The following is a 17,988-nucleotide window of genomic DNA, read 5'->3' as shown; positions in this document are numbered from 1 at the left end:
GCATGGGGGCTTTCAGGCGGATTGGGTACGGGGCGCGCGGGGTGCGGGTCGCGGGTGCGGTGGGGGCCGTCGTCGTGGCCGGCGGGGCGCTGGCGGGCTGTCAGCCGGCCGATCTCAACTCCTCCTCCGCCGCCTACACCACCGGCACGACCGCCACGGCCAGGCTGAAACAGCAGCACGTGGACGTCAGTTGGCTCAGCTGCACCGGCAACTACGGGAACAACGGGAAGGCGGGCACGCCCTCGCCGACCGAGACCACCGTCGTCTCCGTCGAGTGCCAGGGCGAGACCCGGAGCCGGAAGAAGATCACCGTCACCGGGAGGGTCACCAGGGCCGTCGACGGGGCGTGTGTGCGCGGCTCCCTGACCGCCAGGGTCGGGGGCCGGCAGGTGTTCCACGTGAGCGGGCTCGGTGACTGCGCTGCCACGCCCGGGCCGACGTACGAGCCGCCCACGTACCACCCCGGCGGCGGGCAGCCCACCGTGACGGTCACCGTCACCCGGACCCTCTGGTGCAAGGGCGATCCGACCTGCTGGCCCGTCCAGGGCAAGTGATCGAAACACGGGCGGGGCACGCCGGTCGCTGCGTACAGTGACGGGGTGACTCAGGGTGCTTCGACGGGAACGACGGGAACGGCCGGAACCCCGGCGTCCTACGGCTATCTCCGATTCCCCCACGTACACGGCGACTTGGTGACCTTCGTCGCCGAGGACGACGTATGGCTCGCCCCCCTCGACGGCGGCCGCGCCTGGCGGGTCAGCGCCGACAACCGGCCCGTGACCCATCCCCGGATATCCCCGGACGGGCGCCGTATCGCCTGGACCTCCACCCGGGACGGCGCGCCCGAGGTGCATGTCGCCCCCGTCGACGGCGGCCCCGCCGAGCGGCTGACGTACTGGGGCAACCGCCGTACCGACGTGCGCGGCTGGACCGCCGACGGGCGGGTCCTCGCCCTCGGCGCGCAGGGCCGCCCCAGCTTCCGCCAGAGCTGGGCGCATGCCGTCCCGCTGGACGGCGGCCCCGCCGAGACCCTGCCGTACGGCCCGGTCGGCGACGTGGCGCCCGGCCCGGCCACCGTGCTGCTGTCCGCGCAGATGGGCCGCGAGGCGGCGTACTGGAAGCGCTACCGCGGCGGCACGGCGGGCAAGTTGTGGATCGACCGGGAGGGGAGCGGGGAGTTCGTCCGGCTGCACGCCGAGCTCGACGGGAACCTGGAGTGCCCGGTCTGGGCCGGCGACCGCCTCGCCTTCCTCTCCGACCACGAGGGCACCGGCGCCCTGTACTCCTCCCTCGCCGACGGCTCCGACCTGCGCCGCCACACCCCGATCGACGGGTTCTACGCCCGCCATGCCGCCGGCGACGGCACCCGCGTCGTCTACGTCTCGGGCGGTGAACTCTGGCTCCTGGACGACCTGGAGGGCGCCGAGCCGCGCCGGCTGGACGTGCGCCTCGGCGGACCCCGCATCGACCTGCGCCCCCGCCCGGTGAACGCCGCCCGCTGGTTCGGGGCGGCGTCGCCCGACCACACCGCGCGCGGCAGCGCCGTCTGCGTACGCGGCGGGATCCACTGGGTCACCCACCGCTCCGGCCCAGCCCGCGCCCTCGCCGCCACCCCCGGCGTGCGCGCCCGGCTGCCCCGCACCTTCCGCGCCGACGGCGAGGAGTGGGCGGTCTGGGTGACGGACGCCGAGGGCGACGACGCCCTGGAGTTCGCCCCCGCCACCGGCAACGTGCCCGGCGCGCCCCCGCGCCGCCTCGCCGCCGGACAGCTCGGCCGGGTCCTGGAGCTGGCCATGGCCCCCGACGGCAGCCGCGCCGCCGTCGCCGCGCACGACGGCCGGCTGCTGCTCGTCGAGCGCGAGACCGGCGAGGTCCGCGAGGTCGACCGCAGCGACGACGGCGAGGTCTCCGGCCTCGCCTTCTCACCCGACTCCGCCTGGCTCGCCTGGGCCCACCCCGGCCCCCGGCCGCTCTCCCAGCTGCGCCTCGCCCACACCACCGACCTGACGGTCACCGAGGCGACCCCGCTGCGCTTCATGGACTACGCCCCCGCCTTCACCCTCGACGGCAAACACCTGGCGTTCCTGTCCAACCGCGCCTTCGACCCGGTCTACGACGAGCACGTCTTCGACCTCGCCTTCGTGGTCGGCGCCCGCCCGCACCTGATCACCCTGGCGGCCACCACGCCCTCGCCCTTCGGCCCGCAGCGGCACGGCCGCCCCTTCGAGACCCCGGACAAGGACGAGACCCCGGACAGCGAGGGCACCCCCGCCACCCGCGTCGACCTGGAGGGCCTCGCCGACCGCATCGTGCCCTTCCCGGTGGAGGCGGGCCGCTACTCCACCCTCCGCGCGGCCAAGGACGGCGTCCTGTGGCTGCGCCACCCCGTGCACGGCGTCCTCGGCACCGCCCGCGCCCACCCCGAGGACCCCGACCCGCACACCGAGCTGGAGCGCTACGACTTCGCCCAGCGGCGCCTGGAGCAACTGGCGTCCGACGCCGACCACTTCGAGGTCAGCGGCGACGGCAAGCGCGTCCTGCTGTGGAGCGACGAGCGGCTGCGCGTCGTGCCGGGCGACCGCCGCACCGGCACCGACGACGACGGCGACACCAGCGTCACCGTCGACCTCGCCCGCGTCCGGCAGACCCTCGACCCGGCCGCCGAGTGGCGCCAGATGTACGACGAGACCGGCCGCCTCATGCGCGACCACTTCTGGCGCCCCGACCTGGGCGGCACCGACTGGACGGCCGTCCTCGCCCGCTACCGCCCCCTGCTGGCCCGCCTCGCCACCCACAGCGACCTCACCGACCTGCTGTGGGAGGTGCAGGGCGAACTCGGCACCTCCCACGCCTACGTCATCCCCGCCGGCGGCCACGGCGGCGCCCGGCACGGACTGCTCGGCGCCGACATCTCCCGCCACGAGGACGGCAGTTGGCGCATCGACCGGATCCTGCCCTCGGAGACCTCCGACCCGGACGCCCGCTCCCCGCTCGCCGCACCCGGCGTCGCGGTCCGCCCCGGCGACGCGATCATCGCCGTCGCCGGCCATCCGGTCGACCCGGTGACGGGCCCGGGCCCGCTCCTCGTCGGCGCGGCGGGCCACCCGGTCGAACTGACCGTCGCCCCGGCGGGCGGCGGCGAAGTGCGCCACACGGTCGTCGTCCCCCTCGCCGACGAGGAACCCCTGCGCTACCACGCCTGGGTGGCGGACCGCCGCGCCCATGTCCACGCGGCCTCCGCCGGCCGCCTCGGCTACCTCCACGTCCCCGACATGCAGGCCCCCGGCTGGGCCCAGATCCACCGCGACCTGCGCGTCGAGGTCGCCCGCGAGGGCCTGGTGGTCGACGTCCGCGAGAACCGCGGCGGCCACACCTCCCAGCTCGTGGTCGAGAAGCTGGCCCGCCGCGTCATCGGCTGGGACGTCCCGCGCGGCATGCGCCCCACCAGCTACCCCGTCGACGCCCCGCGCGGCCCGGTCGTCGCCGTCGCCAACGAGTTCTCCGGCTCCGACGGCGACATCGTCAACGGGGCGATCAAGGCCCTCGGCATCGGCCCGGTCGTCGGCACCCGCACCTGGGGCGGCGTCATCGGCATCGACAGCCGCTACCACCTGCTCGACGGCACCCTGGTCACCCAGCCGAAGTACGCGATCTGGCTGGAGGGCCAGGGCTGGGACGTGGAGAACCACGGCGTGGACCCGGACGTGGAGGTCGTCCAGCGCCCCCAGGACTGGGCATCGGGCACGGACGCCCAGCTGGACGCGGCGGTGAGGCTGGCGCTTGAGGCCCTGGAAGCGGCACCTGCGAAGACGCCCCCGGGGTTGCCGACTTAGGGGCGCGGGGCCGTATTGACATGCGGCTCCGCCGCGTGGGCGCGAACAACCACAGACCATCCGCACCCGAACGACTACGATTGCCCCCCGTATCGATCACTGGCGAAAGCGAGCGCACGCGTATGGCAGGCGAACCGCAGGACGACTGCCTGTTCTGCAAGATCGTCGCGGGACACGTCCCGGCGACGATCGTCCGCGAGACAGACACCACTGTCGCCTTCCGGGACATAAACCCCCAGGCGCCGACCCACATCCTGGTGATCCCCAAGGTCCACTACCCGGACGCGGCCTCGCTGGGCGCGGGCGACCCGCAGAGCGCGGCCGACGTCCTGCGCGCGATCGGCGAGGTCGCCGCGGAGGAGAAGCTGGAGAGCTACCGCACCGTCTTCAACACCGGTTCCGGCGCCGGACAGACCGTCTTCCACGCCCACGCCCACCTCCTCGGCGGCCGCGGCATGCAGTGGCCCCCCGGGTGACCCACCGTGTCCGTACGTGAACTGGTGGTCCTCGGCACCGCCAGCCAGGTCCCGACCCGGCACCGCAACCACAACGGCTACCTGCTGCGCTGGGACGGCGCGGGCATCCTGTTCGACCCCGGCGAGGGCACGCAGCGCCAGATGGTGCGCGCCGGGGTCGCCGCCCACGACCTGAACCGCGTCTGTGTCACGCACTTCCACGGCGACCACTCCCTCGGCCTCGCCGGCGTGATCCAGCGGATCAACCTCGACCAGGTGCCGCACGAGGTCACCGCGCACTACCCGCGCTCCGGGCAGCGCTTCTTCGACCGCCTGCGGTACGCGACGGCCTACCGGGAGACGGTCGGCATCACCGAGGCACCCGTCGCCGCCGACGGCATCCTCGCGGTGTCCTCGTCGTACACCCTGGAGGCCCGCAAGCTGTCCCACCCGGTCGAGTCCTACGGCTACCGCCTCATCGAGCCCGACGGCCGCCGCATGCTGCCCGAACGGCTCGCCGCGCACGGGATCGAGGGGCCGGACGTCGGCCGGCTGCAGCGCGAGGGGCGGATCGGGGACGTCGCGCTGGAGGACGTCAGCGAGGTGCGGCGCGGACAGCGGTTCGCGTTCGTCATGGACACCCGGCTCTGCGACGGCGTGCACGCGCTCGCGGAGGGCTGCGACCTGCTCGTGATCGAGTCGACCTTCCTGGACGAGGACGTCGAACTGGCCCTGGAACACGGCCACTTGACCGCCGGGCAGGCCGCCGCCGTCGCCCGGGACGCGGGCGTGCGGCACCTCGTCCTGACCCACTTCAGCCAGCGCTACGCCGAGCCGGAGGAGTTCGAGCGGCAGGCGCGGGCCGCGGGTTTCGAGGGCGAGCTGACCGTGGCGCACGATCTGCTGCGCGTGCCGGTGCCGAAACGGCGCTGACGCGAAACAACGGCAGAGCCCCCGTACGATACGTCGATGCCCCTCCCGAAAGCAGAACTGCACCTCCACATCGAAGGCACCTTGGAGCCGGAGCTGGCGTTCGAGCTGGCCGCCCGCAACGGCGTGACCCTCCCGTACGCGGACACCGACGAACTGCGCAAGGCGTACGACTTCGAGGACCTCCAGTCCTTCCTGAACCTGTACTACGAGCTGATGGCCGTCCTGCGCACCGAGCAGGACTTCGCCGACCTGGCGAACGCCTACCTCGCCCGCGCCGCCGCACAGGGCGTCCGGCACGCGGAGATCTTCTTCGACCCGCAGGCCCACCTCGCCCGGGGCGTGTCCATGGGCACCGTCGTGGAGGGGCTGTGGCGGGCGCTCGGCAGCAGCGAGGAGAACCACGGGATCTCCACCCGGCTGATCCTCTGCTTCCTGCGCGACGAGTCCGCCGAGTCGGCCCTTCGGACGCTCGACGCCGCGAAGCCGTATCTCGACCGGATCACCGGCGTCGGGCTCGACTCCGCCGAGGTCGGGCATCCGCCGGTGAAGTTCCGCGAGGTGTACGAGGCCGCCGCCGCGCTCGGGCTGCGGCGGGTGGCGCACGCCGGTGAGGAGGGGCCGCCGGCGTACATCACCGAGGCCCTGGACGTGCTCGGCGTCGAGCGCGTCGACCACGGGCTGCGCTGCATGGAGGACCCGGCGCTGGTCGAGCGGCTGGTCCGGGAGCGGATCCCGCTGACCCTGTGCCCGCTGTCCAACGTCCGGCTGCGGACGGTCGACACGCTCGCCGACCACCCGCTGCCGGCCATGCTCGACGCCGGCCTCATGTGCACGGTCAACTCCGACGACCCGGCGTACTTCGGCGGCTACGCGGGCGACAACTTCGCGGCCGTGCACCGCACCCTCGCCCTGACCGAGGACCGGCTGCGCGAGCTGGCCCGCAACTCCTTCCTCGCCTCCTTCCTGGAGGACGACGAGGAGCGGCGGGCGCGTTACCTGGCCGAGGTGGAGGCGTACGAGTTCGGGGACGCGATGTCGTAAGCGAGATACCCGGCCGTCACCTTCTTGGTCGCGAACGGCAGAGCTTGTGCACTCGGTCGTTCACACCTCGTCGCGCTCCCGACTGTCCCCTACGACAGGACGGTCACGGGTCGCATCCACCCTCCCACTGGCGGCTGTCAGAGGGAGGGTGCGGGTGCGGTGACGAACACCCAGGCCGAGCGTGCGCGGTCGCGCACGTTGACCCCGGCGACGTGGTCGGCGGGGCCAGCGAGCCCGCACCGACGACAGTGGAAGTGGTCCCGGGTGGGCCGGTTGGCCCGCTCGGTGTGCCCGCAGCGCGGGCAGCGCTGCGAGGTATGGCGCGGGTCCACCTCGAGGAACGGCACCCCGGCCTTCTTGGCCTTGTAGGCGAGGTGTCGTCCGAGCTGGTGGAAGGGCCAGGAGGAGAGGATGCTCCGCTGGTCGCAGCGTAGCCGTACCCGCTCGCGGATCCCGCCGAGTTCCTCGACGGCGACATCGCGACCGGTGCGTTGGGCGACGGACACGATCTCCTTGCTGATCTTGTGGTTCACATGCGTGGCATGGCGGCGCTCCTTCTGTGTGCGGCGGGCGAGGCGGCGGGTGGCCGATCGGGTCTGCTTGGCCTGGAGTTCCGCGCGCTTGCGGGCATGCCAACGCCGGTAGCGGCTCAGACGGCGACCCTGGTAGTTGACGCCGTCGCTGGTCGTGGCCAGGTTCGTGATGCCGCGGTCCACGCCGATCCAGTCAGCGGGCTCGTACACCTCGGGATCCGGGATGTCGCAGGTGGCCACCAGGAACCACTTGCCGCCCCTCTGGACCAGGTCGCTCTCGCCCTTGCGGCAGGTCACGAGCGTCTTGAGCTGGTCGGGCGAGCAGGCGAACCGGAGGTTCTTCATACGCCCGTCCACGGTCCAGATGGAGACGGTGCGTGCGTCGTACTGCCAGGACAAGCAGCGGTCGTCGAACGGCTGGGCTGCCTCCGGGCGGAAGGCGATCGGAGTGCCGACCACCTTGCGGAGCCGCTTGGAGGTGGGCGGGCCCAGGTTCCCCGCCCGCAGATTGGCCTTCAAGGTGGCGTAGGCGTCGACGACCTTCTTCACCGCCCGCACCACCGGTTGCGCGGACAGCCCGAAGGTCGCCTTCAGGTCCGAGTACACCTCTTTCTGGAGACTGTTGCGGTCCTTGAGGTCCTTGGTGAAAGCGACGATGGAGGCGTAGGTGGCGGCCCGGTTGCAGGCGCGCAGGGTTGCGTCGAGTGTCGACGCCTGCTCGGGCGTCGGCAGCAGCTTCACCTGCACTACCAGCTTCACAGCCCTGGACATTAGTGCGGCATGCGCTCACGCAATCGGCATCTGCCCGGCAGTCGCCATAACGGGTGACCTGTTGCCGCCTCGTTGACGGCCGCTGTCTGTATATCTAATCTCTGTTCTCATATGTGGAAGACTTCTGTAAAGGGAGATGATCGCGGTGGACGGCGACCCGAGTCCGCAGCAGGTGGCGCGGCGCTTGCGGGAGGGCATGACACGGGGTGTGCTGTCCTTCCCGCTCACCGCCTTCCACGACGACGGCTCCCTCGACCCCGACGGCTTCCGTGCCCATGTCGCCGGCCGGCTCGCCGCCGGCCCCGGCGCCGTCTTCCCCGCCTGCGGCACCGGGGAGTTCTTCTCGCTGGACGAGGAGGAGTACCGGACGGTCGTCTCGATCACCGTCGAGGAGGCGGCGGGCCGGGTGCCCGTCGTGGCCGGGACCGGGTACGGCTGGGCGCAGGCCGCCCGGTTCGCGCGGATCGCCGAGGAGGCCGGCGCCGACGCCCTGCTCGCCCTGCCCCACTACCTCGTCGAGGCACCGCAGGCCGGCCTCGCCGCCCAGCTCGCGCAGCTCGCCGCCCGCACCCGGCTGCCGCTGATCGCCTACCAGCGCGGCCAAGTCGCCTACGGCGCCGAGACGCTGAAGCGCATCGCGGACATCCCGAACGTCATCGGCCTCAAGGACGGCCACAGCGACCTCGACCGGCTCCAGCGCCTCACCCTCGCCGCCCCCGACGGCTTCCTCTTCTTCAACGGCGCCGCCACCGCCGAGATCCAGGCCCGCGCCTACGCCACCGTCGGCGTCCCCGCCTACTCCTCCGCCGTGCACGCCTTCGCCCCCGAGATCGCCGGCGCCTTCTTCACGGCGCTCGGCGACGGCGACCGGGGGACCATGGACGAACTGCTGCGGGAGTTCTACGTCCCCCTCGTCGAACTGCGCGACCGCACGCCCGGGTACGCCGTGTCCCTGGTGAAGGCGGCGGCCCGGCTGCGCGGACAGCGCGTCGGACCCGTGCGCGCCCCGCTCACCGACCCCGCGCCCGCCGACCTCGCCGACCTCAAGGCCCTGCTCACCACCGGACTCGACCTCGTAGGAGCCGCCCTGTGACGACCGCGACGACCGCACCGACCCGTGACCTGACCATCGCCGAGGTACGCCTGACGCCGATCCTGGTGGCCGACGCGCCGCTGCTCAACACCCAGGGCGTGCACCAGCCGTACACCCCCCGGCTGATCGTGGAGATCGTCACCGCCGACGGGATCACCGGGCTCGGCGAGACGTACGGCGACACCAAGTACCTGGAGACCGCCCGCCCGTTGGCGGAGCGGCTCACCGGGCGGTCGGTCATGGATGTGAACGGGCTGTTCGCGCTCGACCTCGGCGTGGACGCGTCCCGGGTCCAGGGACAGGTCGACGCGGGCGGGCTGCGCGGGGTGCAGAGCGCCGACAAACTCCGGCTGTCCGTGCTCTCCGCCTTCGAGGTCGCCTGCCTCGACGCCCAGGGCAGGGCGCTCGGCCTGCCCGTGCACGCGCTGCTCGGCGGCAGGCTGCGCGACTCCGTCGAGTACAGCGCCTACCTGTTCTACAAGTGGGCCGGCCACCCGGCGGGCGTCACCGCCGAGCCCGACGACTGGGGCGCCGCCCTCGACCCGGCCGGGGTCGTGGCGCAGGCGCGGACGTTCAAGGACCGCTACGGCTTCACCTCGTTCAAGCTCAAGGGCGGTGTCTTCCCGCCCGACGAGGAGATCGCGGCCGTCCGCGCCCTCGCCGAGGCCTTCCCCGGGCACCCGCTGCGCCTCGACCCCAACGGCGCCTGGTCCGTCGAGACCTCGCTGAAGGTGGCGAAGGAACTCGGCGACGTCCTCGAATACCTGGAGGACCCGACGCTGGGCACCCCGGCGATGGCCGAGGTCTCGGCGGGGACCGACGTGCCGCTCGCGACCAACATGTGCGTGACCACCCTCGGGGAGATCAAGGAGGCGTTCACGAAGGACGCCGTCCAGGTGGTCCTCTCCGACCACCACTACTGGGGCGGGCTGCGCAAGACCCGCGAACTCGCTGCGATCTGCGCCGCGTTCGGGGTCGGGGTGTCCATGCACTCCAACACCCACCTCGGGATCAGCCTCGCCGCGATGACCCAGGTCGCCGCCACCGTCCCGAACCTGCACCACGCCTGCGACTCCCACTACCCCTGGCAGTCCGAGGACGTCCTCACCGAGCGGGTCGTCTTCGACGGCGGCCGGGTCGCCGTGTCCGACACGCCGGGCCTCGGCGTCACCCTCGACCGCGACGAACTGGAGCGGCTGCACCGCAGGTGGGCCGAGGACGACGGCTCGCTGCGCGACCGCGACGACGCGGCGGCGATGCGGATCGGCGAACCGGGGTGGCGGCAGCCGGTGATGCCGCGCTGGTAGCCCCGGGCCTACGGCGCGCCCCCCCGCACACACCCCGCGCACATCCCCTCGTACGCCCCTCGCGCGGAGCGCTCCCTGGTGCACACTGGCCAGACCCGCACCATGTCAGGGAGCGCACCGTGACCGCCTCGCACGCCATCGCCGCAGAGGAACCGGACCACCTCACCCGGGCCGGGAGCCGACGGGCCGACGTCGACCCGCTCGCCGCGCTGCGCGCACCCGGCGATCCGCCCTGGGACGTCTACCTGACCGGCACGGTCTTCCTCGACATCATCTTCACCGGCCTGGACTCGGCGCCCGTGCGCGGCACCGAGTCCTGGGCCCGGGGCATGGGCTCCAGCCCCGGCGGGGTCGCCAACATGGCCACCGCCCTGGCCCGGCTCGGCCTGCGGACCTCCCTCGCGGCGGCCTTCGGCGACGACCACTACGGCGAGTACTGCTGGGACGCGCTCGCGCAGGGCGAGGGCATCGACCTCACGGCCTCACGCACCGTGCCCGGCTGGCACTCGCCGGTGACGGTGTCGATGGCGTACGAGGGCGAGCGGACGATGGTGTCCCACGGGCACGAGCCGCCCTCCGGGGCCGTGTTCCTCCAGGAGGGCGCGCCGGACCGCCCGCCCCGCGCGCGTGCCGCCGTGGCCTCGCTGACGCCGGGCACGCGCGCGCCCTGGATCGCGCAGGCCGCCCGCGAGGGCACCCGGATCTTCGCCGACGTGGGCTGGGACGACACCGGGGCCTGGGACCTGTCGGGCCTCGCCGACCTGGAGCACTGCGAGGCGTTCCTGCCGAACGCGGAGGAGGCGAAGCGGTACACGGGGGCCGGCTGCCCCCGCGTGGCCGCCCACGCGCTGACCGCGTACGTGCCGGTGGCCGTCGTGACCCTCGGCTCGGAGGGGGCGTACGCGGTGGACCGGCGGACGGGGGAGGCGGCGGAGGTGCCCGCGATCGCCGTGGAGGCGCTGGATCCGACCGGGGCGGGGGACGTGTTCGTCGCCGGCTTCGTGACCGGGTCCCTCGCGGGGTGGCCGCTGGCCGACCGGCTGGCGTTCGCGGGGCTGACGGCGGCCCTGTCGGTGCAGGAGTTCGGGGGGTCCCTGTCGGCGCCGGGGTGGTCCGAGATCGGGGCGTGGTGGCGCAGGGTGCAGGCCCTTCCCGGGCAGGATCCGGCGGCCCTGCGGCGGTACGCGTTCCTCGACGGGCTCGTCCCGGAGGAACTGGACCGGCCGTGGCCGCTGCGGCGGGCGGTGCCGACGATCGGGTTCCGGCGCTCGGGGTGACGCGGTGACGGGGGCGGGCGGGCTTCCTGCACGCCGGGGAGGCATGCCGTGGAGGCCCGGGAAAAGTCCTACGGCGTTGTCAGCCCCCCGACGTACTCTGGAATCGCGAGGCCGCCCTCAGCCAGGCGGCCGTGACGAGGAGGAAGCGCAGGCCTTCAGAGCCGGCCCATGACACAGACATCCACAGCTCACACCACCCCCGCGCAGGAGCAGGCGAGAGCGCAGTTCACCGTCCCCGCCCAGCACCCCATGGTGACCGTGCTGGGTTCTGGCGACTCCCTCCTGCGCGTCATAGAGAGGGCCTTCCCGGCGGCCGACATCCACGTCCGGGGCAATGAGATCAGCGCGGTCGGCGACCGGAACGACGTCGCCCTCATTGCGCGCGTGTTCGACGAGATGATGCTGGTGCTCCGCACCGGGCAGCCGATGACGGAGGACGCAGTGGAACGCTCGATCGCCATGCTCAAGGCGAGCGAGAACGGGACCAGCGACGGCCCGGAGACCCCGGCCCAGGTGCTGACGCAGAACATCCTGTCCTCGCGGGGGCGGACCATCCGCCCGAAGACCCTCAACCAGAAGCGGTACGTCGACGCGATCGACCAGCACACGATCGTCTTCGGCATCGGCCCCGCCGGTACCGGAAAGACCTACCTGGCCATGGCCAAGGCCGTCCAGGCCCTCCAGTCCAAGCAGGTCAACCGCATCATCCTCACCCGCCCCGCGGTCGAGGCCGGCGAGCGGCTGGGCTTCCTGCCCGGCACGCTCTACGAGAAGATCGACCCCTACCTGCGCCCGCTCTACGACGCGCTGCACGACATGCTCGACCCGGATTCGATCCCGCGGCTGATGGCGGCGGGGACGATCGAGGTCGCGCCGCTCGCCTACATGCGCGGCCGCACGCTCAACGACGCCTTCATCATCCTGGACGAGGCCCAGAACACGAGCCCCGAGCAGATGAAGATGTTCCTCACCCGGCTCGGCTTCGACTCGAAGATCGTGATCACCGGTGACGTGACGCAGGTCGACCTGCCGAACGGCACCAAGTCCGGTCTGCGGCAGGTGCAGGAGATCCTGGAGGGCGTCGAGGACGTCCACTTCTCCCGGCTCTCGTCCCACGATGTCGTACGGCACAAGCTGGTGGGCCGTATCGTCGACGCGTACGAGTTGTACGACAGCAAGCACGGCACCGAGAACGGCACCCACAAGGGCGGCCACGGCAAGTCCGGTGCCAAGGGCTCCAAGGGGAAGTAGACCAGCACGACCATGTCGATCGACGTCAACAACGAGTCCGGAACCGAGGTCGACGAGCAGGCGATCCTCGACATCGCCCGCTACGCACTCGCGCGGATGCGCATCCACCCGCTCTCCGAGCTCTCGGTGATCGTCGTGGACGCCGACGCCATGGAGCAGCTGCACATCCAGTGGATGGACCTGCCCGGGCCGACCGATGTCATGTCGTTCCCGATGGACGAGCTGCGGCCGCCGTCGAAGGACGACGACGAGCCCCCGCAGGGCCTGCTCGGCGACATCGTGCTGTGCCCCGAGGTCGCCGCCAAGCAGGGGGCGGACGCCCCGACGCAGCACTCCATGGACGAGGAGCTCCAGCTGCTCACCGTCCACGGCGTGCTGCACCTGCTCGGGTACGACCACGAGGAGCCCGACGAGAAGGCCGAGATGTTCGGGCTGCAGGCCGCCATCGTCGACGGCTGGCGGGGCGAGCAGGGTCTGACCGGCCCGTCCCCGGCGCCGACGGTCTCGTAAGCGGATCGGTCGTCGTCCGATGTCCCCGCAGATCGTGATCGGCGCGATCGCGCTGGTCGTCGTCGCCTGGCTCGCCGCCTGCGCGGAGGCGGGCCTCGCGCGCGTCTCCAGCTTCCGCGCCGAGGAGGCCGTCAAGGCCGGCCGGCGCGGCAGCGCCGGGCTCGCGCAGGTCGCCGCCGACCCCACCCGCTATCTGAACGTGGCCCTGCTGGTCCGCGTCGCCTGCGAGATGGCGGCCGCGGCCCTGGTGACGTACGCCTGCCTGAAGGAGTTCAGCGCCACCTGGGAGGCCCTGCTGGTCGCCATCGGGGTCATGGTGCTGGTGTCGTACGTCGCGGTCGGCGTGTCGCCCCGCACCATCGGCCGTCAGCACCCCCTCAACACCGCGACGGCGGCGGCGTACGTGCTGCTGCCGCTCGCGCGCGTGATGGGCCCGATCCCGTACCTCCTCATCCTCATCGGCAACGCCCTCACCCCGGGCAAGGGCTTCAGGCGCGGTCCGTTCGCCTCCGAGGCGGAGCTGCGCGCGCTGGTCGACCTCGCCGAGCAGGAGTCGCTGATCGAGGACGAGGAGCGCCGGATGGTGCACTCGGTCTTCGAACTCGGTGACACGCTGGTGCGCGAGGTGATGGTGCCGAGGACCGACCTGATCACCATCGAGCGCTTCAAGACCATCCGCCAGGCGCTGACGCTGGCGCTCCGCTCGGGCTTCTCCCGGATACCGGTCACCGGCGAGAGCGAGGACGACATCGTCGGGATCGTGTATCTGAAGGACCTGGTCCGCAAGACGCACATCAACCGCGACTCCGAGAGCGACGTGGTCTCGACCGCCATGCGGCCCGCCGTCTTCGTGCCCGACACGAAGAACGCCGGTGACCTGCTGCGCGAGATGCAGAAGGACCGCAATCACGTCGCGGTCGTCATCGACGAGTACGGCGGCACCGCCGGCATCGTCACCATCGAGGACATCCTGGAGGAGATCGTCGGCGAGATCACCGACGAGTACGACCGCGAACTGCCGCCCGTGGAGGAGCTCGGCGACGACCGCTACCGGGTCACCGCCCGCCTCGACATCACCGACCTGGGCGAGCTGTACGGGCTGGACGAGTACGACGACGAGGACGTGGAGACGGTCGGCGGACTCCTCGCCAAGGCGCTCGGCCGCGTGCCCATCGCGGGCGCGTCCGCCGAGGTCGAACTCCCCGACGAGCGCCGCCTGAAGCTCACGGCGGAGGCCGCCGCCGGCCGCCGCAACAAGATCGTCACGGTCCTGGTCGAACCCTCCGGGAAGGACGGGCCGGCCACGGAGGAGAAACCCGAGTGACCTCCGAGGAACTGCGCGCCTTCTGTCTGTCGTTCAACGCGGCCGTGGAGGACTTCCCGTTCAATCCGGAGACCTCGGTCTTCAAGGTGCTGGGCAGGATGTTCGCCCTGTCGCACCTCGACGGGCGCCCCCTGACGGTCAACCTCAAGTGCGACCCGGAGGACGCGGTCCGGCTGCGCGCCGAACACGAGGGCCTGATCGTGCCCGGCTGGCACATGAACAAACGGCACTGGAACACCGTGACGGTGGACGGTGAGCTGCCGCCGCGTCTGGTCCGGGAACTGATCGAGGACTCCTACGACCTCGTCGTCGCGGGCCTGCCGCGGGCGGAGCGACTGCGGTTTGACCGGCCGTGATCGCGTGATCGCGTGGTCGGGTCCGTGCCCCGCAGCGGCGGGGTGACGGGAACTTCCCCGCTCGTTCGCGCGTTGCGGAGGAGGACCTGATCGTTCGATGTGTGGTGCGGCGGCGGTGCCGTCGTCGGGGGAAGTGGGCAACCCATGGCCATGGTCGGCCTGTTCTGGATCGCCGAGGGTGATGTGTACGTGGGCGCCAAGCCGGCCGGGCCGGCTCCCGGGGTGCGGCTGAGCCCCGGGGGCGTGGTGGCGCTCGGGGACGGACAGGCCGGCCTCCACCTGTGGGAGGACGTGCACGCCCTGACGGTGGCGGACGTTCCCGTGAAGTCGCTGATGCGGCAGGTGAACGCGGTCAAGGACCTGGCGCTGAACACGGTGCTGGAGCTGGCCACGCCCCTCGGCTCGGCCTGGGGGGACGACGCCCCGCCGCTGATGACGGTCCGCGTGGCGGCGTCCGACGGCGAGCACGAGTTGGCCGCCTACTCCGCCGCTGCCGTCGGCTACTCCCAGACCGAGGCCGACCTCTCCCGCGCCCTCCTGGCCCGCCTCACGGAGGGCGCCGCGACGATGGAGACGACGCTGGCGGCGATGTCGCAGTGGGGCCGTGGGTGGGAGGGCGGATCGCCCCGCGGGACGGAGCGGGAGGAGCTGTTGCGGGGGTGGCTGGGGTAGCGCCGCCCGCCCGGTCGGCGGATGCGGTCTCCCGGGCGGTGCTGCCGGCTCGTGGATCTCTAAGCTGGGGGCATGACCGAGAGCAGCGCGCTTGATCCCGAGGACCGCAAGATCGTGACCCTGGCCCGTTCCGCGCGGGCCCGCAACGGTGTGCCCGAGGGGGCGGCCGTACGGGACGAGACCGGGCGGACGTACGTCGCCGGGTCGGTGGAGCTCGCGTCGCTGCGGCTGAGCGCGTTGCGTACGGCTGTCGCCATGGCGGTGGCGTCCGGGGCGACGTCCCTGGAGGCGGCGGCGGTGGTGAGCGAGGCGGAGTCCGTGCCGGCGCAGGATCTGGCCGCCGTGTCCGACCTCGGCGGCCCGCAGACGCCGGTCCTGCTCGCCGGGCCGGACGGAACCGTCCGGAGCACCGTCTCCGCGGGCTGATCCGCGGGCCGCCCGCCGTTTTCACGGGCCGCGCCGGCCGAACGAAAGGTCGGCTGGAATTCAGCCTTGTTCGGTTCCTGCCCTTGCGCATCAATGGAGCCGTAACTTTCCGACGGACCGTCAGATCCGCATCGCCGTGCAGTGTGCCCGCACCCGCCTGCTCAGGCCTCTTCGTCCGTCGGCCCCCCACATGGCACTCCCCACCATAGGGAAGGGAAGCGGATCTCCATGAGAGGCAAGCGCACGGCAATGGGTGCGGCACTGGCCGCCGGGGCCCTCGCGGTCACCGGTCTCGCCTTCGCACCCTCCGCGGCCGCCGTCACCCCACAGTCGGCGACCATCACCGCGAGCTGCGGCATCTTCGGCGGCGGATCGGCGACGCTGACCGCCACCCAGAGCGGCACCTCGGCCACCATCACCCTCAGTACCTCAGCGATCACCGCGCCGGTCGCGGTGGCCCAGGACTCCATCACCTCCACCCTCACGATGGCCAACTCCGCCGGCGGTTCGGTCGTCTTCAGTGGCACGAAGAACCCCGCCATGGCCGCCGGTGGCTCGGTCAGCGTCGGTCCGCTCCCCGGCACCGTCGCGTCCGGCGACAGCCTCGACGCCTACGGCGGCTCGCTGACGATGGTGATCTTCGGGGTCACCGTGAACTGCACAGCCAGCGGTCCCCAGTCGCCCGGCCCCTTCGTCTTCGACTGACCCCAACTCCCCCGGGTGCCGCAGAAAACTGATGATTCGTCAGTTCTCTGCGGCATCTCCATTGACTTCTCACCTCCGCTCCACATCAATGCCCCCTGTCGGCGCAGCCGAGCCGCTGCGCCCGCAACCCTCAGGAGGGGGCCCATGGGTGCCACACCCACAAGCTCACGAAGATCCCCGCGATGGCGCTGGATCTCACTGTTCGGGGCCACCGCGCTCGCGGTCACCGCGGGCGGCGCGCTGGCCTGCCCCGCCGGTGCCGCCGGCACGAACGTGGACTTCGCCACGCACTGCATCCCGCCCGCCGTCGCGGGCCTGCCGCCGATCGACGGCACGACCACCGCCGGTGTCTCGGTGGACAACGCCAGCCCGAAGGTCGGCGACACCGTCACCGTCACGTACACGGTGGTCACGGCAGCCGCGGCCAATCCCACCGACCTCGCCCTGCCCGCCGACATCATGACCCCGACCGGGAAGGTCACCCTCGGCGGCGCACAGACGGGGGACGTGACGGTCGCCGGGCCGAAGAAGAACCCGCCGGTGCCCGGGAAGGCCGCGTTCCCGTCCTTCTCCATGACCGGCACGTTCACCGTCACCAAGCCGGGCCGGATCACCCTCTCGCCCGGCGACTACAACATCCACACCAGCTACATCCTGGAGCTGGACACCCCCTGCACGGTCACCACCCCGCCCGCCCCGGTCTCCGAGACCGTCACGGCGACCAGCGGCACCCCGGCCAACACCCGTACCGTCTCGCTGAGTTCGGCCTCCGGCAACCCGGGCGCGAGCGTCACCGTCACCGGCGGCAACTTCACGCCGGGTGCGAGTGTCACCCTCGCCGGGCGGGCCGGGGACCGGCAGACGGCCGACACGGCCACCGTGACCGCGAACGCGCAGGGCTCCTTCAGCGGGTCCCTCGTCGTCAACGACAAGGCGACGACGGGGATCGTCGCGTACGAGGGCGGCTCCTGGAACGCGGACACGGGCGCCGGGCCCGCCGCCTACGTCGTCAACGACACCACGCCCGTCCCGCCGGGCAGCCAGAAGCTGACGACCAGCGTCAAGGCGGGCACGCTGGCCATGTCCCAGGCCGGGGACTCCGTCGCGCTGTCGGCGGTCGACTTCGGCCAGGGCGGTGCCTCGACCGGCACGCTCCGGACGGTGACCGTCAAGGACTTCCGCGGCGGACCGGCCGGCTGGTCGCTCACCGGCAAGGTCACCGACTTCGGCGGACCCGGCGCGAAGATCGACGCCGGCAGGCTCAGCTGGACTCCCGCCTGCGCGACCAAGGCGGGCAGCCCCAGCACCTGCAAGGCGGGTTCGGCGGGCACCGTGGGCGGCTCGGGAGCGACCCTCGCGCAGACGCCCGACGGCACGCTCACCGGCGGTGAGTTCACCGTCGACGCCGGACTCTCCCTGGACGTACCGGCGTTCACGCCTCCGGGCGCGTACTCCGGCGTGCTCACGCTGACGCTCACCTGAGCGTGCGGGCGTCCGCACC

General features: G+C 72.3%; 17 protein-coding genes. 16 read left to right on the top strand and 1 reads right to left on the bottom strand.

Annotated elements, in window-relative coordinates:
- The first annotated feature begins 2 nt into the window (after positions 1 to 2).
- The 5 genes from AC4OXY_RS19360 to AC4OXY_RS19340 all read left to right on the top strand — a co-directional run bounded on the left by AC4OXY_RS19360 (position 3) and on the right by AC4OXY_RS19340 (position 6,262).
- Complete coding sequence (locus tag AC4OXY_RS19360; protein WP_356030855.1) at positions 3 to 554, top strand: hypothetical protein; 552 nt, start codon at positions 3 to 5, stop codon at positions 552 to 554.
- Between the two features lie 45 nt (positions 555 to 599).
- A complete protein-coding gene (locus AC4OXY_RS19355; RefSeq protein ID WP_491994297.1) occupies positions 600 to 3,833 on the top strand; it encodes a S41 family peptidase in 3,234 nt (1,077 codons plus the stop codon).
- 122 nt (positions 3,834 to 3,955) lie between these two features.
- Positions 3,956 to 4,309 carry a histidine triad nucleotide-binding protein gene (locus AC4OXY_RS19350; RefSeq protein WP_356030857.1) on the top strand — a complete coding sequence of 118 codons (354 nt, stop codon included), beginning with the start codon at positions 3,956 to 3,958 and terminating at the stop codon, positions 4,307 to 4,309.
- A 6-nt stretch (positions 4,310 to 4,315) separates the two neighbouring features.
- Positions 4,316 to 5,221: a ribonuclease Z gene (locus AC4OXY_RS19345; RefSeq protein ID WP_491994296.1), complete on the top strand. Its 906-nt coding sequence runs from the start codon at positions 4,316 to 4,318 to the stop codon at positions 5,219 to 5,221.
- A gap of 36 nt (positions 5,222 to 5,257) precedes the next feature.
- Entirely contained in the window at positions 5,258 to 6,262 is a 1,005-nt protein-coding gene (locus AC4OXY_RS19340) for an adenosine deaminase (RefSeq protein ID WP_356030860.1), read from the top strand.
- A 137-nt stretch (positions 6,263 to 6,399) separates the two neighbouring features.
- Here the strand turns inward: AC4OXY_RS19340 and AC4OXY_RS19335 are convergent, their stop codons facing one another.
- Entirely contained in the window at positions 6,400 to 7,554 is a 1,155-nt protein-coding gene (locus AC4OXY_RS19335; protein WP_491994295.1) for an RNA-guided endonuclease InsQ/TnpB family protein, read from the bottom strand.
- Between the two features lie 148 nt (positions 7,555 to 7,702).
- Here AC4OXY_RS19335 and AC4OXY_RS19330 point away from each other — a divergent pair, with 148 nt between their 5' ends.
- The 11 genes from AC4OXY_RS19330 (at position 7,703) to AC4OXY_RS19280 (ending at position 17,969) form a co-directional block, all read left to right on the top strand.
- Complete coding sequence (locus AC4OXY_RS19330) at positions 7,703 to 8,659, top strand: 5-dehydro-4-deoxyglucarate dehydratase (RefSeq protein ID WP_356030864.1); 957 nt, start codon at positions 7,703 to 7,705, stop codon at positions 8,657 to 8,659.
- A complete protein-coding gene (locus AC4OXY_RS19325; protein ID WP_491994294.1) occupies positions 8,656 to 9,966 on the top strand; it encodes a glucarate dehydratase family protein in 1,311 nt (436 codons plus the stop codon). Before AC4OXY_RS19330 ends, AC4OXY_RS19325 begins: the two co-directional genes overlap by 4 nt.
- Before the next feature lie 119 nt (positions 9,967 to 10,085).
- Positions 10,086 to 11,243, top strand: coding sequence for a carbohydrate kinase family protein (locus AC4OXY_RS19320; RefSeq protein WP_402063083.1), 1,158 nt, complete (start codon positions 10,086 to 10,088; stop codon positions 11,241 to 11,243).
- Positions 11,244 to 11,411: 168 nt separating this feature from the next.
- Positions 11,412 to 12,494, top strand: coding sequence for a PhoH family protein (locus AC4OXY_RS19315; protein WP_356030866.1), 1,083 nt, complete (start codon positions 11,412 to 11,414; stop codon positions 12,492 to 12,494).
- A gap of 12 nt (positions 12,495 to 12,506) precedes the next feature.
- Positions 12,507 to 13,004, top strand: coding sequence for an rRNA maturation RNase YbeY (gene ybeY / locus AC4OXY_RS19310; protein ID WP_071371042.1), 498 nt, complete (start codon positions 12,507 to 12,509; stop codon positions 13,002 to 13,004).
- Positions 13,005 to 13,023: 19 nt separating this feature from the next.
- Entirely contained in the window at positions 13,024 to 14,328 is a 1,305-nt protein-coding gene (locus AC4OXY_RS19305; RefSeq protein ID WP_356030868.1) for a hemolysin family protein, read from the top strand.
- Positions 14,325 to 14,684, top strand: a complete 360-nt coding sequence (locus tag AC4OXY_RS19300) for an MmcQ/YjbR family DNA-binding protein (RefSeq protein ID WP_491994293.1) — start codon at positions 14,325 to 14,327, stop codon at positions 14,682 to 14,684. The genes AC4OXY_RS19305 and AC4OXY_RS19300 overlap by 4 nt, the downstream gene beginning before the upstream one ends.
- 144 nt (positions 14,685 to 14,828) lie before the next feature.
- On the top strand, positions 14,829 to 15,356 hold the full coding sequence (locus AC4OXY_RS19295) for a hypothetical protein (protein WP_356030871.1): 528 nt from the start codon (positions 14,829 to 14,831) through the stop codon (positions 15,354 to 15,356).
- A 72-nt stretch (positions 15,357 to 15,428) separates the two neighbouring features.
- The gene (locus AC4OXY_RS19290) at positions 15,429 to 15,782 is read left to right on the top strand and encodes a cytidine deaminase-like protein (RefSeq protein WP_356030872.1); all 354 of its coding nucleotides are present in this window, start codon (positions 15,429 to 15,431) and stop codon (positions 15,780 to 15,782) included.
- A 228-nt stretch (positions 15,783 to 16,010) separates the two neighbouring features.
- Entirely contained in the window at positions 16,011 to 16,487 is a 477-nt protein-coding gene (locus tag AC4OXY_RS19285; RefSeq protein ID WP_362823203.1) for a hypothetical protein, read from the top strand.
- Positions 16,488 to 16,631: 144 nt separating this feature from the next.
- Positions 16,632 to 17,969 carry a beta-xylosidase gene (locus tag AC4OXY_RS19280; RefSeq protein WP_376285400.1) on the top strand — a complete coding sequence of 446 codons (1,338 nt, stop codon included), beginning with the start codon at positions 16,632 to 16,634 and terminating at the stop codon, positions 17,967 to 17,969.
- Positions 17,970 to 17,988 lie beyond the last annotated feature (19 nt).

Source organism: Streptomyces sp. HUAS MG56, assembly GCF_058673395.1.
The sequence above is the reverse complement of the archived record's forward strand: the minus strand, read 5'-3'. Positions and strand labels throughout refer to the sequence as shown.

Bases quoted from the DNA above. Each gene is read 5' to 3' on its own strand.
- AC4OXY_RS19305 (WP_356030868.1), top strand. From the start codon at position 13,024: ATGTCCCCGCAGATCGTGATCGGCGCGATCGCGCTGGTCGTCGTCGCC.
- AC4OXY_RS19285 (WP_362823203.1), top strand. From the start codon at position 16,011: ATGAGAGGCAAGCGCACGGCAATGGGTGCGGCACTGGCCGCCGGGGCC.
- ybeY (WP_071371042.1), top strand. From the start codon at position 12,507: ATGTCGATCGACGTCAACAACGAGTCCGGAACCGAGGTCGACGAGCAG.
- AC4OXY_RS19330 (WP_356030864.1), top strand. From the start codon at position 7,703: ATGATCGCGGTGGACGGCGACCCGAGTCCGCAGCAGGTGGCGCGGCGC.
- AC4OXY_RS19290 (WP_356030872.1), top strand. From the start codon at position 15,429: ATGACCGAGAGCAGCGCGCTTGATCCCGAGGACCGCAAGATCGTGACC.
- AC4OXY_RS19350 (WP_356030857.1), top strand. From the start codon at position 3,956: ATGGCAGGCGAACCGCAGGACGACTGCCTGTTCTGCAAGATCGTCGCG.
- AC4OXY_RS19360 (WP_356030855.1), top strand. From the start codon at position 3: ATGGGGGCTTTCAGGCGGATTGGGTACGGGGCGCGCGGGGTGCGGGTC.
- AC4OXY_RS19295 (WP_356030871.1), top strand. From the start codon at position 14,829: ATGGCCATGGTCGGCCTGTTCTGGATCGCCGAGGGTGATGTGTACGTG.
- AC4OXY_RS19315 (WP_356030866.1), top strand. From the start codon at position 11,412: ATGACACAGACATCCACAGCTCACACCACCCCCGCGCAGGAGCAGGCG.
- AC4OXY_RS19340 (WP_356030860.1), top strand. From the start codon at position 5,258: ATGCCCCTCCCGAAAGCAGAACTGCACCTCCACATCGAAGGCACCTTG.
- AC4OXY_RS19280 (WP_376285400.1), top strand. From the start codon at position 16,632: ATGGGTGCCACACCCACAAGCTCACGAAGATCCCCGCGATGGCGCTGG.